This window comes from Metapseudomonas otitidis (assembly GCF_011397855.1).
In the GTDB taxonomy this organism is placed as follows: domain Bacteria; phylum Pseudomonadota; class Gammaproteobacteria; order Pseudomonadales; family Pseudomonadaceae; genus Metapseudomonas; species Metapseudomonas otitidis.
Window position 1 is genome coordinate 5,811,680 of record NZ_AP022642.1, and the last position, 16,997, is coordinate 5,828,676.

Below are 16,997 nucleotides of genomic sequence, written 5' to 3' on the forward strand. Positions count from 1 at the left end.
TGCCCCGGAGGGAAAGCAACGATGCGCGAGAAAGACGACGACAAGGTGCGCCTGGACAAGTGGCTCTGGGCCGCGCGCTTCTACAAGACCCGCGCCCTGGCCAAGGAGGCCATCGAGGGCGGCAAGGTCCATCACCGGGGCGAGCGCTGCAAGCCGGGCAAGGAGCCACGGGTCGGCGACGAGTACGTGATCCGCACCGGCTTCGACGAACGTACCGTGGTGGTTCGTGCCCTGTCGGTGGTGCGCCGGGGCGCGCCCGAGGCCCAGGCGCTGTACGAAGAGACGGCGGACAGCATCGCCCGCCGTGAAGAAGCGGCCGCCCTGCGCAAGGCCGGGGCCCTGGGGGTGCAGACCGACGGACGGCCCACCAAGAAGCAGCGCCGGCAGATCCATTCCCTGCGCGGCGCCGCCAAGTAGGTCAGCGCAGGCGCTTGGTATCCAGCAGCGCCAGGCGGTTCACCAGCGGGATGTAGCCGCCCAGGCGCAGTGCCGGGCTGGCCAGCCATTGCAGCAGGTGCGCCAGGTGGCTGCCGGCCGGGGTGCAGAAGCCCCAGGCGATGACCACCAGGGTGATCACCAGGCCGCCGACCACATCGTCCGTCAGCCAGTGGGCACCGGCCACCAGGCGCGGCAGCATCAGCACCGTGGCGATGGCCAGCACGGTCACGCGCTTCCAGCCACGGGCGAAGATCGCCATGAACAGGCCCCAGAGCATCAGCACCGAAGCGTGGTCCCCCGGGAAGCTGCGGCTGGAACGGTCCTTCACCTCGAACACGCTTTCCAGCAGCGGGAACTGGTCGCTCAGCTGGATACCGCCGAGCACCACCGAAGGGCTCGCGTGCTGCCAGCCGAAGTGCACGCCGATCTTGGTGAACAGCGAGCGCACCACCAGCAGCATGGCCAGCAGGGCGATGAAGGTGAACAGCGCCGGGCGCAGCTCGTGGCGACGGAAGGTCCAGTCCTGGCGGATCAGCAGCGCCAGCATCAGGCCGCCGGCGAGGATGTCGAACAGGCGGGTGCTGGCGAAGGCCCAGAGCGCCATCCACACCGGGCGGCCTTCGAGAGAGCCATTCAGCGCCCGGTAGGCGGCATCGTCGGCCAGGTCCCAGAGTTCACGGGTGGTCGGCCACAGCCAGCTGGCCAGTACCAGGGCCGCCAGCAGGTGCAGCCCGAGCAGGGCCGGCCATCGCCAGGAGGCTTGGACGCGCATTGGTTTCTCCATAAAATTCCCATCCTCATCTATCGCGGGCAGCGGAATGGCGCGCTTTATAGTGCGCTGTCACCGATCTGTCACCCTCTTGTGGTTGCCCCCATGCCTATTTCCGACAATTCCCAGCGTTTTATCTTCGACGACACCGACGTACGCGGTGAAATGGTCTCCCTGGGCGAGAGCTACACCCACGTCCTGGCCAAGCACCCCTACCCGGAACCGGTGGCCCAGCTGCTGGGCGAGATGCTCGCCGCCGCCGCGCTGCTGGTGGGCACCCTGAAGTTCGACGGCCTGCTGGTGCTGCAGGCGCGCTCCAGCGGCGCCGTGCCGCTGCTGATGGTGGAGTGCTCCAGCGAGCGCGAGATCCGCGGCATCGCCCGCTATCACGCCGAGCAGATCGGCGCCGACGCCGACCTGCGGCAGCTGATGCCCGAAGGCGTGCTGACCCTCACCGTCGACCCCCGTCAGGGCCAGCGCTACCAGGGCATCGTCACCCTCGAAGGCGCCAACCTGGCCGAGTGCCTGTCCACCTACTTCGCCAACTCCGAACAGCTGCCGACCCGCTTCTGGCTCAACGCCGACGGCCGCAACGCCCGTGGCCTGCTGCTGCAGGCCCTGCCCGCCGACCGCCTGAAGGACCCGGAAGCCCGTGCCGCCAGCTGGCAGCACCTGACCACCCTGGCCGACACCCTCACCGCCGAGGAACTGCTGGGTCTGGACAACGAAACCGTCCTGCACCGCCTGTTCCACGAAGAGACCGTGCGCCTGTTCGACCCCCGCCCGCTGCGCTTCCACTGCAGCTGCTCGCGGGAGCGCTCGGCCAATGCCCTGGTCAGCCTCGGCCAGGCCGACGCCGAGGCCCTGGTGGAGGAACAGGGCGGCGCCGTGGTGATCGACTGCCAGTTCTGCAACCAGCGCTACCGCTTCGACGCCGCCGACGTGGCCCAGCTGTTCGCCGGTGGCGGCAGCCGCGCGCCGTCGGAAACCCGCCACTGAGCACCGTTCGGCGGAATTCGTAAGGCTGCTACCCATTTGTAGCGAGGGCGCCCCTGTGGATATGTCGCCGGGGCCCCCGCTGCATCGTCGCTTCAGCAGCTGCGGTCCGGAACGTGACCGGCAGGTGCGATTCAAGTCTTGTAGCGGTCTTTCGGCCCCCGATGAGTGGTCACGGAGAACCCCTCCAGCACCCCCTGATTTCGCCTGGAACCCAGGCAGGACGTGCCTTACATCCAGTCATCTCGCAATCGCCCGGTTTCCTCTGGCATAATCCGGCGCACTTTTTTCGCTGTAGCGGGTCGCAAGGCTCACTACATTTCGCATTGGAGGACTCGGCCTCTGGCCGACGGGGAACCACATGACGCAAGCCACTAAAGCCGTGTACACCGACATCAGCGCCGCGCAACTGGTCGAAGAAGCCATCCGCCGTGGCGAAGGTGAACTGGCCGCCAACGGTTCGCTGGTCGTGCAGACCGGCCATCGCACCGGCCGTTCTCCGGCTGACCGCTTCATCGTCCAGGAGCCGAGCACCGACGCCAAGATCGCCTGGGGCGCCATCAACCGTCCCTTCCCGGCGGACAAGTTCGATGCACTGTGGGCCCGTGTCGAAGCCTATGTGACCGAACGCGAGCGTTTCGTCTCCCACGTGCACGTCGGTGCCGACCCCGCGCACTACCTGGCCGTCAAGATGACCACCGAGACCGCCTGGCACAACCTGTTCGGCCGCTGCCTGTTCATCAACCCCGAGCAGTACAACCCGCAGGGCCGCCAGGAATGGCAGATCATCAACGCCCCGAACTTCGTCTGCGAGCCCGAGCGTGACGGCACCAACTCCGATGGTTGCGTGATCCTCAACTTCGCCCAGCAGAAAGTCCTGATCGCCGGCATGCGCTACGCCGGTGAGATGAAGAAAGCCATGTTCTCCGTGCAGAACTTCCTGCTGCCGGAAAAAGACGTGCTGCCGATGCACTGCGCCGCCAACGTCGGCGAAGACGGCGACACCACCCTGTTCTTCGGCCTGTCCGGCACCGGCAAGACCACCCTCTCCGCCGACCCGAGCCGTTACCTGATCGGTGACGACGAGCACGGCTGGGGCGTGGGCACCGTGTTCAACGTCGAAGGCGGCTGCTACGCCAAGTGCATCGACCTGTCCGAGAAGAACGAGCCGGTGATCTGGAAAGCCATCCAGTTCGGCGCCGTGCTGGAAAACGTCGTGCTCAACCCGGAAACCCGCCTGCCCGACTACAGCGACGACAGCCTGACCCAGAACACCCGTGCCGCCTACCCGCTGCACCTGGTGGAGAAGCGCGTCGAAGCCAACCGTGCCGGCGAGCCGAACGCGGTCATCTTCCTGACCTGCGACCTGACCGGCGTACTGCCGCCCGTCTCCATCCTCAACAACGAACAGGCGGCCTACCACTTCCTGTCCGGCTACACCGCCCTGGTCGGCTCCACCGAAATGGGTTCCGGCGGCGGTATCAAGTCCACCTTCTCCACCTGCTTCGGCGCCCCCTTCTTCCCGCGCCCGGCCGGTGAGTACGCCGAACTGCTGATCAAGCGCATCCAGGGCTTCGGCTCCAAGGTGTACCTGGTCAACACCGGCTGGACCGGCGGTGGCTACGGCGTCGGCAAGCGCTTCAGCATCCCCACCACCCGTGGCGTGATCGCAGCCATCCAGAGCGGCGCACTGGTGGGTGCCGAGACCGAGCACCTGGACATCATCAACCTGGACGTGCCGAAGGCCGTTCCGGGCGTCGAGACCGAGCTGCTCAACCCGCGCAACACCTGGGCTGACAAAGCTGCCTACGACGCGGCCGCCAAGGCCCTGGCCGAGAAATTCGTCGAGAACTTCAAGAAGTTCGACGTCTCCGACGCCATCCGCAACGCCGGTCCCAAGCTGTAAGGGACCCGTTGTACGAAGAAGCCGCCTACGGGCGGCTTTTTCATTGGCCACTGTCCCGTGCTGCAGCCCGCCACTGGCGTAGGGTGGATGACGCTCTTCTCATCCATCAACCGCGCTCCCGGGGACAGACAGTGATCGAGCTTGCTCCTCGCGGAACAACACCCGCTCCATCCTACTGACAGACCGGTCGGTGCCCTGCCCTGCAACGGCGCCACCGTGTTGCACTTCGGGCCATGATCGACAGCCCCCTCACAACGGAGTGACGCCATGCCCCTCGCCACCCTCGCCCGCGTCTTCGGCTACGACCGCTTCCGCCCCGGCCAGGAATCCGCCGTCAGCGCCGTGCTGGCCGGCCGCTCGGCCGCGGCGATCTTCCCCACCGGCTCCGGCAAGTCCCTCTGCTACCAACTGCCCGCGCTGCACCTGCCGCACCTGACCCTGGTGGTGTCGCCGCTGCTGGCGCTGATGCAGGACCAGCTGGCCTTCCTCCACGCCCACGGCATCGCCGCCGCCAGCATCGACTCGGCCCAGAGCCGCGAGGAGGCTGCAGAGGTCATGGCCCGCGCCCGCAGCGGCGAACTGAAGATCCTGATGATCTCGGTGGAGCGGCTGAAGAACGAACGCTTCCGCCACTTCATCCAGCAGGTGCCGATCTCCCTGCTGGTGGTGGACGAAGCCCACTGCATCTCCGAGTGGGGCCACAACTTCCGCCCCGACTACCTCAAGCTGCCGGACTACCAGCGCGAGTTCGGCATCCCCCAGGTGCTGCTGCTCACCGCCACGGCCACCCCGGCGGTGATCGCCGACATGCAGCGCAAGTTCGCCATCGACTCCGCCGACGTGGTCACCACCGGCTTCTACCGGCCCAACCTGCACCTGCAGGTGGAGCCCGTGGCCGGCGAGCAGCGCCGCCGCTACCTGGTGGACTGGCTGCGGGCCCGGCCCGGCAAGCCCGGCATCGTCTACGTCACCCAGCAGAAGAGCGCCGAAGAGCTGGCCGCCCACCTCACCCGCCAGGGCATCGACGCCTGCGCCTACCACGCCGGCCTCGACCACAGCGTGCGCGAAGGCCTGCAGCGGCGCTTCATGAACGGCGAGGTGAACCTGATGGTCGCCACCATCGCCTTCGGCATGGGCATCGACAAGGCCGACATCCGCCTGGTGGTGCACTACGACCTGCCCAAGTCGGTGGAGAACTACAGCCAGGAGATCGGCCGCGCCGGCCGCGACGGCCAACCCTCGGAATGCCTGGTGCTGGCCAACCGCGACGGCCTCAACGTGCTGGAGAACTTCGTCTACGGCGACACCCCCGAGCGCGACGGCATCGCCGAGGTGCTGCAGGAACTGCGCAGCGCCACCGGGCCCGACGGGCGCTGGGAGCTGATGGCCGGCGCCCTCTCCGAGCAGAGCAACATCCGCCCGCTGCCGCTGAAGACCCTGCTGGTGCAACTGGAGCTGCGCGGCCTGATCGCCCCGCTGTTCGCCTACTTCGCCGAATACCGCTTCAAGTACCTGATCGAGCCCGAGGCACTGCTGGCGCGCTTCGAGGGCGAGCGCCGGCAGTTCGTCCAGGCCCTGGTGGACACCTCCACCCGCGCGCGCACCTGGTGCACCGTGGACTTCGACCGGCTCTACCGCGACCACGCCGCCGAGCGTGCGCGGGTCGTGAAGGCCCTGGACTTCTTCCAGGAGCGCGGCTGGATCGAGCTGGAAAGCAAGCAGATGACCGAGGTCTACGCCCTGCGCCAGCCCGACTTCGACGCCGAGGCCCTGGCCGATGAGCTCTACCGCTACTTCCGCCAGCAGGAGGACAGCGAGATCGCCCGCATCCAGGCCATGCTCGCGCTGTTCGCCAGCGACACCTGCCTCAGCGCCCGGCTGGCCCGCTACTTCGGCGACCAGGCCGCCCCGGCCGCCTGCGGCCACTGCTCCGTGTGCGCCGGCCGGGTGGCGGTGCTGCCGCAGCCGGCACCGCTGGCGCCCCTCGCCGGACAGGATCTGGAAGGCCGCTGCCAGGCCTTCATCGAGCGCTACCGCGAGGCCAAGGGCCGCGCCCCCAGCGTCGACTGCCTGACCCGCCTGCTCTGCGGCATCGCCACCCCGGTGTTCACCCGCCTCAAGGCCCGCAGCCTGCCCGCCTTCGGCGCCCTGGAGGCCTACCCCTACGCCGAGGTGCGCCAGCAACTGGCCGATACCCGGAGGTGATGAATTCGATGTGTTTTATCGCCATTCCTCACTGGTCGGCGTTCACCGGCCTGCTTAGGATGGCGCACCCTTTCCACCGTTGCGCCTGACCAGGAGCCGACCATGCACATCGACGAAGCCATCCGTACCCGCCGCGCCATCAAGGGCTACGACACCCAGCACAGCCTGAGCCGCGAAGAGAAGGACGAACTGCTGAAGCTGGCCCTGCTCGCCCCCACCGCCTTCAACCTGCAGCACGTGCGCCTGGTGGAAGTCAGCGACCCCGCCCTGCGCCAGCAGATCCGCGAAGTAGCGTGGAACCAGGCCCAGGTGACCGAAGCCTCGATGCTGGTGGTGGTCTGCGCCCGCCTCGACGCCTGGGAACAGGACGCCGCCCGCGTCTGGGCCGACGCGCCGCAACCGGTGCAGGAATTCATGGCCGGCGCCATCGACAACTACTACCGTGGCAAGCCCCAGGTGCAGCGTGACGAAACCATGCGCAGCTGCGGCCTGGTGGCCCAGACCCTGATGCTGGCTGCACGCGGCCGTGGCCTGGACAGCTGCCCCATGGACGGTTTCGACTTCGACGCCGTGGCCAAGCTGATCAACCTGCCGGAGAACCACGTCATCGGCCTGATGGTCGCCGTCGGCAAGCAAGCCGTCGAAGCCAAGCCGCGCATCGGCAAGCTGGCCTTCGACGAAGCCGTGATCCGCGACCGCTTCTGATCCCCGCCCCACACCGGGCTGCGCACCCCAGGTGCGCAGCCCGCTTCGTTACAGCGCCTTCTCGAAGATCTTGGAGTTGCGCTGGTAGTTGTACAGCGAGGCCCGCGCCGCCGGCAGGCGCTCCACGCCGCTGGGCTGGAAGCCGCGCTCGCGGAACCAGTGGGCGGTACGGGTGGTGAGGACGAACAGGGTCTTCAGGCCCAGGGCCCGGGCCCGCTCCTCGATGCGCTCCAGCAACTCGTCCCCGCGACCGCCATGGCGGTACTCCGGGTTCACCGCCAGGCACGCCAGCTCCCCCGCCTCGGAATCGGCGATCGGGTAGAGCGCCGCACAGGCGATGATGTGGCCGTCGCGCTCGACGATGCTGAACTGGCCGATCTCCCGCTCCAGCACGTCCCGCGAGCGACGCACCAGGATGCCCTGCTCCTCCAGCGGAGTGATCAGCTCGATCAGCCCGCCCACGTCGTCGATGGTGGCCTCGCGCAGGGACTCGAACTGCTCCTGGTCCACCAGGGTGCCGCCGCCGTCACGGGTGAACAGCTCGGTGAGCAGCGAACCGTCCTCGGCGTAGCTCACCAGGTGGCTGCGCTTGACCCCGCTGCGGCAGGCCTGGGCCGCCGCGTCCAGCAACTCGGCCTGGTAGCCGTTGCCCAGCCGCGCCAGGTGCTGCGGCACCTGCTGCGGGCGCAGCTCGCGCACCAGCCGGCCGTGTTCGTCGATCAGCCCGCGTTCGGCGCCGAACAGCACCAGCTTGTCCGCGCCCAGGTCGATGGCGGCACGGGTCGCCACGTCCTCGCAGGCCAGGTTGAAGATCTCCCCGGTGGGGGAATAGCCCAGCGGCGAGAGCAGCACGATGGAGCGCTCGTCCAGCTGGCGGCCGATGCCCTTGCGGTCGACCCGGCGCACCTCGCCGGTGTGGTGGTAGTCGACCCCGTCGACGACGCCGATGGGCCGCGCGGTGACGAAGTTGCCGCCGGTGACCCGCAGCCGCGAGCCCTGCATCGGCGAGGCGGCGATGTCCATGGACAGCCGCGCCTCGATGGCGATACGCAGCTGGCCCACGGCGTCGATCACGCATTCCAGGGTGGGGCCGTCGGTGATGCGCAGGTCGCGGTGGAAGTGCGGGGTCAGCCCGCGCGCGGCCAGGCGTGCCTCGATCTGCGGGCGCGAACCGTGCACCAGCACCAGGCGTACGCCCAGGCTGTGCAGCAGCACCAGGTCGTGGACGATGTTGCCGAAATTCGGATGGGCAACCCCCTCGCCGGGCAGCATCACCACGAAGGTGCAGTCCCGGTGGGCGTTGATGTAGGGCGAAGCATGGCGCAGCCAGTTGACGTAGTCGTGCATGGGATTCCGAATGCCTGTGACGGGGGCGAAATGAACGGTGCTACTCCGGAAACGGAGCAGGTGGCGTTGCGTTTATCGTCGTCGCAGCAACATCAACGGAAGCCCTCCTGGGGAGTCATCTGGCGGGCACTTCTGAAACTACCTGCGTTGTCATCGCGGCGTTAAAAACCGGCTCAAAATGCTCATTTACCGTACGTAAACTGCGCTTTTTCGCCTGTTTTTGCCTTGCGCTGACGGCCTCGCCTACGTTTCAGAGGTGCCCTGGTTGGGTTGGGGTGATGCAGTAATGGCGGATCAACTGACGCAACAGCGCCACCGTAGGTGCGATCCGTGACAGTTCGAGGTGCTCGTCGGGCTGGTGTGCGCAGGCGATGTCGCCAGGGCCCAGCACCAGGGTCTGGCAGCCGAGGTGCTGAAGATACGGTGCTTCGGTGCCAAAGGCCACCGCTTCTGCGGCATGCCCGGTTAGACGTTCGGCGAGTTGCACCAGCTCGCTGTCGGCCGGCTCCTCGAACGGCGGCACCGCCGGATAGAGCGGCCGGTAGTCCAGGGACACGCCGTGGCGCTCGGCCACCGGGCGCAGGCGCTGGCCGATGGCCTCGCGCAGTACCTCGGGCTCCATGCCCGGCAAGGGCCGCAGGTCGAACTCCAGGCTGCACTGGCCGCAGATGCGGTTGGGGTTGTCGCCGCCGTGGATGCAGCCCAGGTTGAGGGTCGGCCCCGCCACGTTGAACAGCGGGTTGTGGAAGCGCGCCTGCCATTCGCGGCGCAGCGCCAGCAGCTCGCCGATGCCCTCGTGCATGGCCTCCAGGGCGTTGCGGCCCAACGCCGGGTCGGAGGAGTGGCCGCTCTGCCCGAGGATGTCGATGCGCTCCATCATCACGCCCTTGTGCAGGCGGATCGGCTTCAACCCGGTGGGCTCGCCGATCACCGCCGCCCGCGCCAGGGGCCGACCGGCCGCTGCCAGGGCGCGGGCGCCGGACATGGAGCTTTCCTCGTCGCAGGTGGCGAGAACGATCAGCGGCTGGCGTGGCACCTGCCCATCCAGCCCGCGCACCGCTTCGATCACCAGCGGGAAGAAGCCCTTCATGTCGCAGCTGCCCAGGCCGTACCAGCGGTCGCCCACCTCGGTGAGGGCGAGCGGGTCGGTTTTCCACAGCGCCGCGTCGAAGGGCACGGTGTCGCTGTGCCCGGCCAGCACCAGGCCGCCAGGGCCGCTGCCCAGGGTGGCCAGCAGGTTGGCCTTGCCCGGCGCCACGGTCTGGATCTCGCAGGTGAAGCCCAGCTCGCCCAGCCAGGCGGCCAGCAGCTCGATGACCGGCAGGTTGGACTGGTCCCAATGGGGCTGGGTGCAACTGACCGAGGGCGCGGCGATCAACGCAGCGAACTGGGTCTTCAGGTCTGGAAGGCGCATGGGGGTTCTCCACCGACGAGCGCCCATCATAAGAGCCTGTTCACGCGCTTGCGAGCTAGAGGCATGCAAGGCGAGAAACGGCGAAAAAGCACAGTTTACGTTGTGTAAATGAGCATTTTGATCGGACTCGCGCACGAGCGGGTTCTCAACGCCGCAGGCCCGACGCGCAGCCGAGCGTGGACAGGCTCGTGGAAGGCGCCACCGCTGGCAAAACCTCCCGGCAGGCCCCGCCGCGCTGCTGTAGACTTCACGCCCTCGACAGCCATCCCGCGCTGCACCAGAAAGTCCGGCCATGCAGAAAGAAACCGAAATCAAGCTCCGCGCCAGCCGCGAGACCCTCGACGCCCTCCGCGACCACCCGCTGCTGAAGAAGCGCATCAAGGGTGGCTGGGAGACCCGCGAACTGTTCAACCAGTACTACGACACCCCCGCCCGCGACCTGGCCCAGGCCCGCGTGGCGCTGCGCATGCGCCGCGACGGCGACCAGTTCATCCAGACCCTGAAGACCCGTGGCCAGAGCGTGGCCGGGCTGTCCGAGCGCAACGAGTGGGACTGGTACCTGCCCAAGGCCAAGCTGGACACCAAAAAGCTCAGCGACGAGTGCTGGCCCGCCAGCCTTGCCGAGCTGGACAAGAAGACCCTGGCCCCGCTGTTCACCACCGACTTCGTGCGCCAGCGCGCCGAAGTGGCCTGGGGCCGTGGCAAGGCCAAGGTGGTGATCGAAGCCGCCCTGGACCTGGGCAAGGTCATCGCCGGCGACCAGGCGGAAGAAATCTGCGAGCTGGAGCTGGAGCTGCGCCAGGGCGAGCCCGAGGCCCTGCTGGAGCTGGCCGAGGCCCTGGCCGCCGACCTGCCGCTGATGCCCTGCGACATCAGCAAGGCCGAGCGCGGCTACCGCCTGTATGACGCCCAGAGCTACAGCGTCAGCCTGCCCGCCCCCGAACTCGCCTTCGAACAGCCGCTGGACGACACTATCCCCGCCCTCGGCTGGACCCTGCTGGGCAACAGCCAGCGCCTGGCCGAGCAGTACCGCTTCAACGGCCACTGGAAGCTGCTGGCCGACTGGCTGCAGCAACTGGTCGACCTGCGCGCCCTGCTGGGCAGCCTCGGCCAGGCCGCTCCGCGCCCCACCAGCCATGAGCTGCGCCAGGCGCTGGATGCGTTGATCGGCGACTGGCGCCCGGTGGTCAACGCCGGCCAGGACGACGAAAGCGTGCGCCAGGCCGCCCCGGCGCGCTTCGCCGAGGAACTGGCCGGCACCCGCTGGGGCCTGTTCTCCCTGAAAGCCTCGCGCTGGCTGCTGGGCCGCAGCTGGACCCAGGGCCGCAACGCCCGCGGCGAGCGCCAGGGCCAGGCCGCCATCGGCCGCTGGCTTCCGCGCCTCTTGGCCGAGGAAGCCGTCGCCCTGCAACTGGACCGCTACCGCCGCCAGCCGGAAGACCTGGCCGAGCAGCTGCCGCGCATCGAGCGCCTGCTGGTCTGGCTGCGCCTGGCCCGTGGCGTGCTGGTGGAGGTGCCCGAGGTGGACCGCTGCTTCGGCGAACTGAGCAAGCTCGCCGAACTGGCCGCCCAGCCCCTGGACGACGCCAGCCGTGAAGCCCGCAGCGCCCAGGCCCAGCACCTGCTGACCCTGAAGGGCTGGAAACACCTGCTGAAGTGACCCGCCGGCCCGCCACCCCAGGTGGCGGGCCTGGAGCCCCCGCATGTTCAAGCACAGCCTCCGCTCCCTGATCACCACCTGGTTCACCGGCCTGCTGGCCTTGCTGCCGCTGGTCCTGACCCTGGCGCTGCTGGCCTGGATCGTCAGCCTGCTGAACCGCCTGGTGGGCCCCTCCACCCTCATCGGCCAACTGCTCGCCGCCCTCGGCCAGCCGTTCGCCAGCAATCCGGTCCTGGCCTGGTTCGTCGGCACCTTGGTGCTGCTGGGCAGCCTCTACCCCCTGGGCCTCGCCGTGCAGCTGGGCCTGCGCCGGCCGCTGGCCTGGCTGTTCGACCAGACCCTGCGCCGCACCCCGCTGATCGGCAACGTCTACAACGTCGCCGACCGCTTCGTCGGCATGCTCGACAAGGACAAGAACGCCGACATCACCACCATGCAGCCGGTGTGGTGCTTCTTCGGCGGCGACGGCGCCGCCGTGCTGGCACTGCAGCCCAGCTCCGAGCCCATCGAGCTGGAAGGCCGCGCCTACTGCGCCATCCTCGTGCCCACCGCGCCGATCCCGGTGGGCGGCGGGCTGCTCTACGTCCCGGTGGACTGGGTGCGCCCCGCCGACATGGGCGTCGACGCCCTCACCAGCGTCTATGTCTCCATGGGCCTGACGCCCCCGGGCGCCGCCCGCAAGGCCGCCGAGGAGCGCCCATCGCCGTGACCTGCAGGCCTGGTTACAATGCACGCCCCATCAGCCCCGGCTGGGGTTCCTTCGTCTTTACCGAGTGAGTCCGCCATGGTTTTCAAAGTGTTCGTAGATGGTCAGGAAGGCACCACCGGCCTCCGGTTGCTCGACTACCTGTCCGGCCGTTCCGACGTGGAGCTGCTGCGCATCGCCGATGACAAGCGCAAGGACCCGGCCGAACGTGCGCGCTTCCTCAACGCCGCCGACGTCGCCTTCCTCTGCCTGCCCGACGTCGCCTCCCGCGAGGCGGTGTCCCTGGTGACCAACCCGAACACCTGCATCATCGACGCCAGCACCGCCTTCCGCACCGACGACAGCTGGGCCTATGGCCTGCCGGAACTGGCCGCCGGCCAGCGCGAGAAGATCCGCACCAGCAAGCGCATCGCCGTCCCCGGCTGCCACGCCAGCGCCTTCATCCTCGCCGTGCGCCCGCTGATCGATGCCGGCCTGCTGCCCGCCGACTACCCGCTCTCGGCCTTCTCCCTCACCGGCTACAGCGGCGGCGGCAAAGGCATGATCGCCCAGTACGAAGCCGGCAATGACGCCAAGCTGATGAGCCCGCGCCCCTACGCCCTGGGCCTGGAGCACAAGCACCTGCCGGAAATGCGCGTCCAGGCCCGCCTGGCCCAGGCACCAGTGTTCAACCCCATCGTCGGCCCCTTCCTCAAGGGCCTGGCCGTGACCGTGCCGCTCTACACCGAGCGCCTGGCGCGCAAGGCCAGCGCCGCCGAGATCGCCGAGATCTACCGCCAGCACTACGCCGGCGAGCAGTTCGTGCGGGTGATGCCGGCCGGTGACGACGGCAACCTCGACGGCGGCTTCTTCGACGTCCAGGGCTGCAACGACACCAACCGCGTCGACCTCTTCGTCTTCGGCTCCGCCGACCGCCTGAACCTGGTCGCCCGCCTGGACAACCTCGGCAAGGGCGCCGCCGGCGCCGCCGTGCAGTGCATGAACGTGCACATCGGCGCCGACGAGGCCACCGGCCTCAACGCCTGACCCGCCGCACAACGAGAAAGGCCGGCCTCTGCCGGCCTTTTTTGTGCCTGCGGGGTTTGCATCACCCGTCCAGTAGCCCGGGCTTCAGCCCGGGGATGGTCCGCCCTGCTCCCGGGCTGAAGCCCGGGCTACACGCCAGGTGGACCGATGAAGCGCGGTCCGCCCTCCGCACGCCGGCTCATGGGCGGCTCCCGTAGGGGCGAATTCATTGGCTCTGTCTGCGTTAGCTGTTGTGGCTTTAATGCAAGCGCTCAAGCACGGCCCTTTCCGGGCGCCCAAGGGTTCGTGCCACCGACACCGCATGGGTTTCGCTTCGCTCGCGGAACGCCGCCCGCCCCATCCTACGAAAGCCCGTGCGCACCACATGGCGATGCGCTGGACGAAGAAGTTGGAGCAGCCGCCAACGCCCCTCCAGGAGGCCGAACGCAGTCGTTGCGCCGGGGGACGAGCGGCATGGATGCCGCGAGAGGCGCGCCAGGCCATGGATGGCCCATCGCGCCGGCCCCCAGAGCGGCGATGGAGTGAGGGAACCCCGGCGAAGCCGGGGCCGGATGATGGGGCAAGCGTTTTTGGTTCCTTTTTTGGCGATTGAAAAAAGGGACTCGCCCGGGGGGCGAAACCAGAAACATCATCAGAGCTCGGCAATCAGCTGGGTTCAAATCTTCTAGCAACACTTAACGCAGACAGAGCCAATTCATTCGCCCAAGGACTGCGCAGCAGTCCCGTCCCGTGCACCGTGGGCCCGCCCGGCAGGAGCGAATTCATTCGCGAAAGGGCCGCGCAGCGGTCCCGTCGTGACCTCGAGGAGCGGACCTACGGCCCGCTTGGCGACTGAAGTCGCCCCTACAAGGGTGCCCATGAAGGTTCCAGCACTACCCCTCCACCGGCAAGCAGGTGGTGGACTTGATCTCCGACAGGGCGACGATGGAGTTCACCTCCTGGATGCCCGGCACCATGGACAGCTTCTCGAAGAAGAAGCGCTCATAGGCCTCGATGTCCCGGGTGACGATGCGCAGCATGAAATCCACCGCCCCCATCAGCACATGGCACTCCAGCACTTCCGGGAAGCCGCGCATGGCCTCGGCGAATTCGGTGAGGTTGGAGCGGCCGTGGGCGTTGAGCTTCACCTGGGCGAAGATCTGCGCGTTGAGGCCGATCTTGCGCCGGTCCAGCAGGGTGACCTGGCGACGGATCACCCCCTCCTCCTTGAGCCGCTGGATGCGTCGCCAGCACGGCGACTGGGACAACCCGACGCGCTCGGCGATCTCGGCGGTGGAAAGCCCGGCGTCTTCCTGCAACAGGTCGAGGATGCGGCGGTCGTAGGCGTCCAGTTCCAAAGGCATGTTTTTCCCCTCATCAGGCAATACGGGGAAATTCTATGTGCAAAAAGCCGGATCAGCCCGCGAGATAGGCAGATATTTTGCCGCTTCGGCTGGGAAACTGTGCCCATCCCAACCGGAGCCCCCGCCATGTTCGAACGCGAATCCGCCGCCTGCCAGCCGCTGCCCGCAACCCCGTCCACCGAAGGGACGCGCAGCGACCCCTGGAAGCCCCACGAGGCCCCTCGCCCGCTGCGCTTCGCCGTGCACGCCGCCGCCGAACCGGACATGCTGCTGCGCCTGCTCGGCCACTTCGCCCAGTTGCAGGTGCTGCCGCGGCGGGTGGAGGCCCGCCACCTGGACGACGACCTGCGCATCGACGTGGTCCTCACCGACCTGCCGCTGCACCGCGCCGAGGTCATCGCCCGGCGCCTGCGCAGCCAGGTCGGCATCCTCGGCGTGGAGCTGCAGGTTACTGGCTGATCGGTCAGGCTGCCGACCGGGTCACGCAAACAGCTTGGCCCTGGGAGGGTGGTTTCGGGCATCCTTGGCACCCTGCGGGGAAGGCGCATTGACTACGCTTTCCCGTCGGGACTGCACGACCAAGGAGAACGCATGTCGGCTTTCGCATCGGCCGCCCAGGATCGCTGGCTGGATCTCAATGACCTGCTCCGGGAGCTGGTGAACCAGGGCCGGATCGCCCAGGACACCGCCGAGCAATGCCTGGCCATCCGCCGCAGCGCGGTGAACAACCAGCAGCACCCGCTGGAGTTCCTCGCCAGCCAGCAGGTGGACGACCTCAAGCGCCCCGGCCGCAAGCTGGAGCTGGAGACCCTCACCCAGTGGCTGGCCGACTATTGCGGCCAGCCCTACCTGCGCATCGACCCGCTGAAGATCGACGTCGCCGCCGTCACCCCGCTGATGTCCTACGCCTTCGCCCAGCGCCACAAGATCCTCGCCGTGGCGGTGGACAGCGAGAGCGTCACCATCGCCAGCGCCCAGCCCTTCGTGCACAGCTGGGAGAGCAACCTCACCCACGTGCTCAAGCGCCCCATCCGGCGCGTGGTGGCCAACCCCGCTGACCTGCAACGCTTCACCACCGAGTTCTACCGCCTGGCCAAATCGGTCAGCGGCGCCACCGCCGTGGACCAGAAGATCAGCGGCGTGGGCAACTTCGAGCAACTGCTCAAGCTCGGCGCCAGCGACCAGGAACCGGACGCCAACGACGCCCACATCGTCAACATCGTCGACTGGCTGTTCCAGTACGCCTACCAGCAGCGCGCCAGCGACATCCACATCGAGCCACGCCGCGAGCAGGGCACCGTGCGCTTCCGCATCGACGGCGTGCTGCACAACGTCTACCAGTTCCCGCCCCAGGTCACGATGGCCATCGTCAGCCGCCTGAAGAGCCTCGGGCGGATGAACGTGGCCGAGAAGCGCAAGCCCCAGGACGGCCGGGTCAAGACCAAGACCCCGGACGGCGGCGAGGTGGAACTGCGCCTGTCGACCCTGCCCACCGCCTTCGGCGAGAAGATGGTGATGCGGATCTTCGACCCCGAGGTGCTGCTCAAGAGCTTCGACCAGCTGGGCTTCTCCCAGGACGACCTGAAGCGCTGGCAGAGCATGACCCACCAGCCCAACGGCATCATTCTGGTCACCGGCCCCACCGGCTCGGGCAAGACCACCACGCTCTACACCACGCTCAAGCAGCTGGCCACCAGCGAGGTGAACGTCTGCACCATCGAAGACCCCATCGAGATGATCGAAGGCGCCTTCAACCAGATGCAGGTGCAGCACAACATCGACCTCAGCTTCGCCAGCGGCGTGCGCGCGCTGATGCGCCAGGACCCGGACATCATCATGGTCGGCGAGATCCGCGACCTGGAGACCGCCGAGATGGCCATCCAGGCCGCCCTCACCGGCCACCTGGTGCTCTCCACCCTGCACACCAACGACGCCCCCAGCGCCATCACCCGCCTGCTGGAACTGGGCGTGCCCTACTACCTGCTGCGCGCCACCCTGCTCGGCGTCATGGCCCAGCGCCTGGTGCGCACCCTGTGCCCGCACTGCAAGGCGCCCATGGAGCTGGAGGAAGAGGACTGGCAGAACCTCACCCGCCCCTGGAGCGCCCCGCTGCCCACCGGCGCGCACCGCGCCGTGGGCTGTCTGGAATGCCGCGACACCGGCTACCGCGGCCGTGCCGGGGTCTACGAGATCATGCTGCTGAGCGACGGCGTGAAGAGCCTGATCACCGCCGACACCGACCTCGTCGCCCTGCGTCGCCAGGCCTTCAAGGACGGGATGCGCAGCCTGCGCCTGTCCGGCGCGCAGAAGATCGCCGCCGGCCAGACCACGGTGGAGGAAGTGCTGCGCGTCACCCCCCAGAGCGAACAGAAATAACCACGGGACTCGGCGGCGCCCCGCGTATTTGCAGGCCACACTGAGCTGTGCAAAGGTGCCGGGCCAACCGACCTGGACCACGGGGCGCAACGCCCCGCCCGACACA

Annotated in this window: 14 protein-coding genes; 10 read left to right on the forward strand and 4 right to left on the reverse strand. The window is 68.1% G+C overall.

What is annotated here, in order from left to right:
• The first annotated feature begins 21 nt into the window (after positions 1 to 21).
• A complete protein-coding gene (locus PotMrB4_RS26885; protein WP_172434914.1) occupies positions 22 to 417 on the forward strand; it encodes an RNA-binding S4 domain-containing protein in 396 nt (131 codons plus the stop codon).
• A 1-nt stretch (position 418) separates the two neighbouring features.
• Here PotMrB4_RS26885 and PotMrB4_RS26890 read toward each other — a convergent pair whose 3' ends face one another.
• Positions 419 to 1,210: a phosphatase PAP2 family protein gene (locus tag PotMrB4_RS26890; RefSeq protein ID WP_082078204.1), complete on the reverse strand. Its 792-nt coding sequence runs from the start codon at positions 1,208 to 1,210 to the stop codon at positions 419 to 421.
• 102 nt (positions 1,211 to 1,312) lie between these two features.
• Here PotMrB4_RS26890 and hslO point away from each other — a divergent pair, with 102 nt between their 5' ends.
• The 4 genes from hslO (at position 1,313) to PotMrB4_RS26910 (ending at position 7,019) form a co-directional block, all read left to right on the forward strand.
• On the forward strand, positions 1,313 to 2,206 hold the full coding sequence (hslO, locus tag PotMrB4_RS26895; protein ID WP_044405288.1) for an Hsp33 family molecular chaperone HslO: 894 nt from the start codon (positions 1,313 to 1,315) through the stop codon (positions 2,204 to 2,206).
• Positions 2,207 to 2,564: 358 nt separating this feature from the next.
• Positions 2,565 to 4,109, forward strand: a complete 1,545-nt coding sequence (locus PotMrB4_RS26900; RefSeq protein WP_074972300.1) for a phosphoenolpyruvate carboxykinase — start codon at positions 2,565 to 2,567, stop codon at positions 4,107 to 4,109.
• Positions 4,110 to 4,376: 267 nt separating this feature from the next.
• Positions 4,377 to 6,314 carry a RecQ family ATP-dependent DNA helicase gene (locus PotMrB4_RS26905; protein ID WP_172434915.1) on the forward strand — a complete coding sequence of 646 codons (1,938 nt, stop codon included), beginning with the start codon at positions 4,377 to 4,379 and terminating at the stop codon, positions 6,312 to 6,314.
• Between the two features lie 102 nt (positions 6,315 to 6,416).
• Positions 6,417 to 7,019, forward strand: coding sequence for a nitroreductase family protein (locus PotMrB4_RS26910; RefSeq protein WP_107330452.1), 603 nt, complete (start codon positions 6,417 to 6,419; stop codon positions 7,017 to 7,019).
• A 48-nt stretch (positions 7,020 to 7,067) separates the two neighbouring features.
• On the opposite strand, the gene argA is transcribed toward PotMrB4_RS26910, so the two are convergent.
• Both argA and argE read right to left on the reverse strand, forming a co-directional pair.
• The gene (argA, locus tag PotMrB4_RS26915; RefSeq protein WP_142013558.1) at positions 7,068 to 8,366 is read right to left on the reverse strand and encodes an amino-acid N-acetyltransferase; all 1,299 of its coding nucleotides are present in this window, start codon (positions 8,364 to 8,366) and stop codon (positions 7,068 to 7,070) included.
• A 250-nt stretch (positions 8,367 to 8,616) separates the two neighbouring features.
• Positions 8,617 to 9,780, reverse strand: coding sequence for an acetylornithine deacetylase (argE, locus tag PotMrB4_RS26920; RefSeq protein WP_172434916.1), 1,164 nt, complete (start codon positions 9,778 to 9,780; stop codon positions 8,617 to 8,619).
• A 292-nt stretch (positions 9,781 to 10,072) separates the two neighbouring features.
• Here argE and PotMrB4_RS26925 point away from each other — a divergent pair, with 292 nt between their 5' ends.
• From PotMrB4_RS26925 to argC, 3 genes are all read left to right on the forward strand, one after another.
• Positions 10,073 to 11,440 carry a CYTH domain-containing protein gene (locus PotMrB4_RS26925; protein WP_160481454.1) on the forward strand — a complete coding sequence of 456 codons (1,368 nt, stop codon included), beginning with the start codon at positions 10,073 to 10,075 and terminating at the stop codon, positions 11,438 to 11,440.
• Between the two features lie 43 nt (positions 11,441 to 11,483).
• Positions 11,484 to 12,149 (forward strand): DUF502 domain-containing protein, encoded by a 666-nt coding sequence (locus PotMrB4_RS26930; protein ID WP_044405272.1) that lies wholly within the window; start codon positions 11,484 to 11,486, stop codon positions 12,147 to 12,149.
• Positions 12,150 to 12,224: 75 nt separating this feature from the next.
• Positions 12,225 to 13,172, forward strand: a complete 948-nt coding sequence (gene argC, locus PotMrB4_RS26935; RefSeq protein ID WP_074972312.1) for an N-acetyl-gamma-glutamyl-phosphate reductase — start codon at positions 12,225 to 12,227, stop codon at positions 13,170 to 13,172.
• Positions 13,173 to 14,044: 872 nt separating this feature from the next.
• On the opposite strand, the gene PotMrB4_RS26940 is transcribed toward argC, so the two are convergent.
• On the reverse strand, positions 14,045 to 14,515 hold the full coding sequence (locus PotMrB4_RS26940) for an Lrp/AsnC family transcriptional regulator (protein ID WP_044405265.1): 471 nt from the start codon (positions 14,513 to 14,515) through the stop codon (positions 14,045 to 14,047).
• A 126-nt stretch (positions 14,516 to 14,641) separates the two neighbouring features.
• Here PotMrB4_RS26940 and PotMrB4_RS26945 point away from each other — a divergent pair, with 126 nt between their 5' ends.
• On the forward strand, positions 14,642 to 14,974 hold the full coding sequence (locus PotMrB4_RS26945; RefSeq protein WP_172434917.1) for a hypothetical protein: 333 nt from the start codon (positions 14,642 to 14,644) through the stop codon (positions 14,972 to 14,974).
• 132 nt (positions 14,975 to 15,106) lie between these two features.
• Complete coding sequence (locus tag PotMrB4_RS26950) at positions 15,107 to 16,891, forward strand: GspE/PulE family protein (protein WP_044405263.1); 1,785 nt, start codon at positions 15,107 to 15,109, stop codon at positions 16,889 to 16,891.
• The last annotated feature ends 106 nt before the right edge of the window (positions 16,892 to 16,997 follow it).

Bases quoted from the DNA above. Each gene is read 5' to 3' on its own strand.
- PotMrB4_RS26885 (WP_172434914.1), top strand. From the start codon at position 22: ATGCGCGAGAAAGACGACGACAAGGTGCGCCTGGACAAGTGGCTCTGG.
- PotMrB4_RS26890 (WP_082078204.1), bottom strand. From the start codon at position 1,210: ATGCGCGTCCAAGCCTCCTGGCGATGGCCGGCCCTGCTCGGGCTGCAC.
- hslO (WP_044405288.1), top strand. From the start codon at position 1,313: ATGCCTATTTCCGACAATTCCCAGCGTTTTATCTTCGACGACACCGAC.
- PotMrB4_RS26900 (WP_074972300.1), top strand. From the start codon at position 2,565: ATGACGCAAGCCACTAAAGCCGTGTACACCGACATCAGCGCCGCGCAA.
- PotMrB4_RS26905 (WP_172434915.1), top strand. From the start codon at position 4,377: ATGCCCCTCGCCACCCTCGCCCGCGTCTTCGGCTACGACCGCTTCCGC.
- PotMrB4_RS26910 (WP_107330452.1), top strand. From the start codon at position 6,417: ATGCACATCGACGAAGCCATCCGTACCCGCCGCGCCATCAAGGGCTAC.
- argA (WP_142013558.1), bottom strand. From the start codon at position 8,366: ATGCACGACTACGTCAACTGGCTGCGCCATGCTTCGCCCTACATCAAC.
- argE (WP_172434916.1), bottom strand. From the start codon at position 9,780: ATGCGCCTTCCAGACCTGAAGACCCAGTTCGCTGCGTTGATCGCCGCG.
- PotMrB4_RS26925 (WP_160481454.1), top strand. From the start codon at position 10,073: ATGCAGAAAGAAACCGAAATCAAGCTCCGCGCCAGCCGCGAGACCCTC.
- PotMrB4_RS26930 (WP_044405272.1), top strand. From the start codon at position 11,484: ATGTTCAAGCACAGCCTCCGCTCCCTGATCACCACCTGGTTCACCGGC.
- argC (WP_074972312.1), top strand. From the start codon at position 12,225: ATGGTTTTCAAAGTGTTCGTAGATGGTCAGGAAGGCACCACCGGCCTC.
- PotMrB4_RS26940 (WP_044405265.1), bottom strand. From the start codon at position 14,515: ATGCCTTTGGAACTGGACGCCTACGACCGCCGCATCCTCGACCTGTTG.
- PotMrB4_RS26945 (WP_172434917.1), top strand. From the start codon at position 14,642: ATGTTCGAACGCGAATCCGCCGCCTGCCAGCCGCTGCCCGCAACCCCG.
- PotMrB4_RS26950 (WP_044405263.1), top strand. From the start codon at position 15,107: ATGTCGGCTTTCGCATCGGCCGCCCAGGATCGCTGGCTGGATCTCAAT.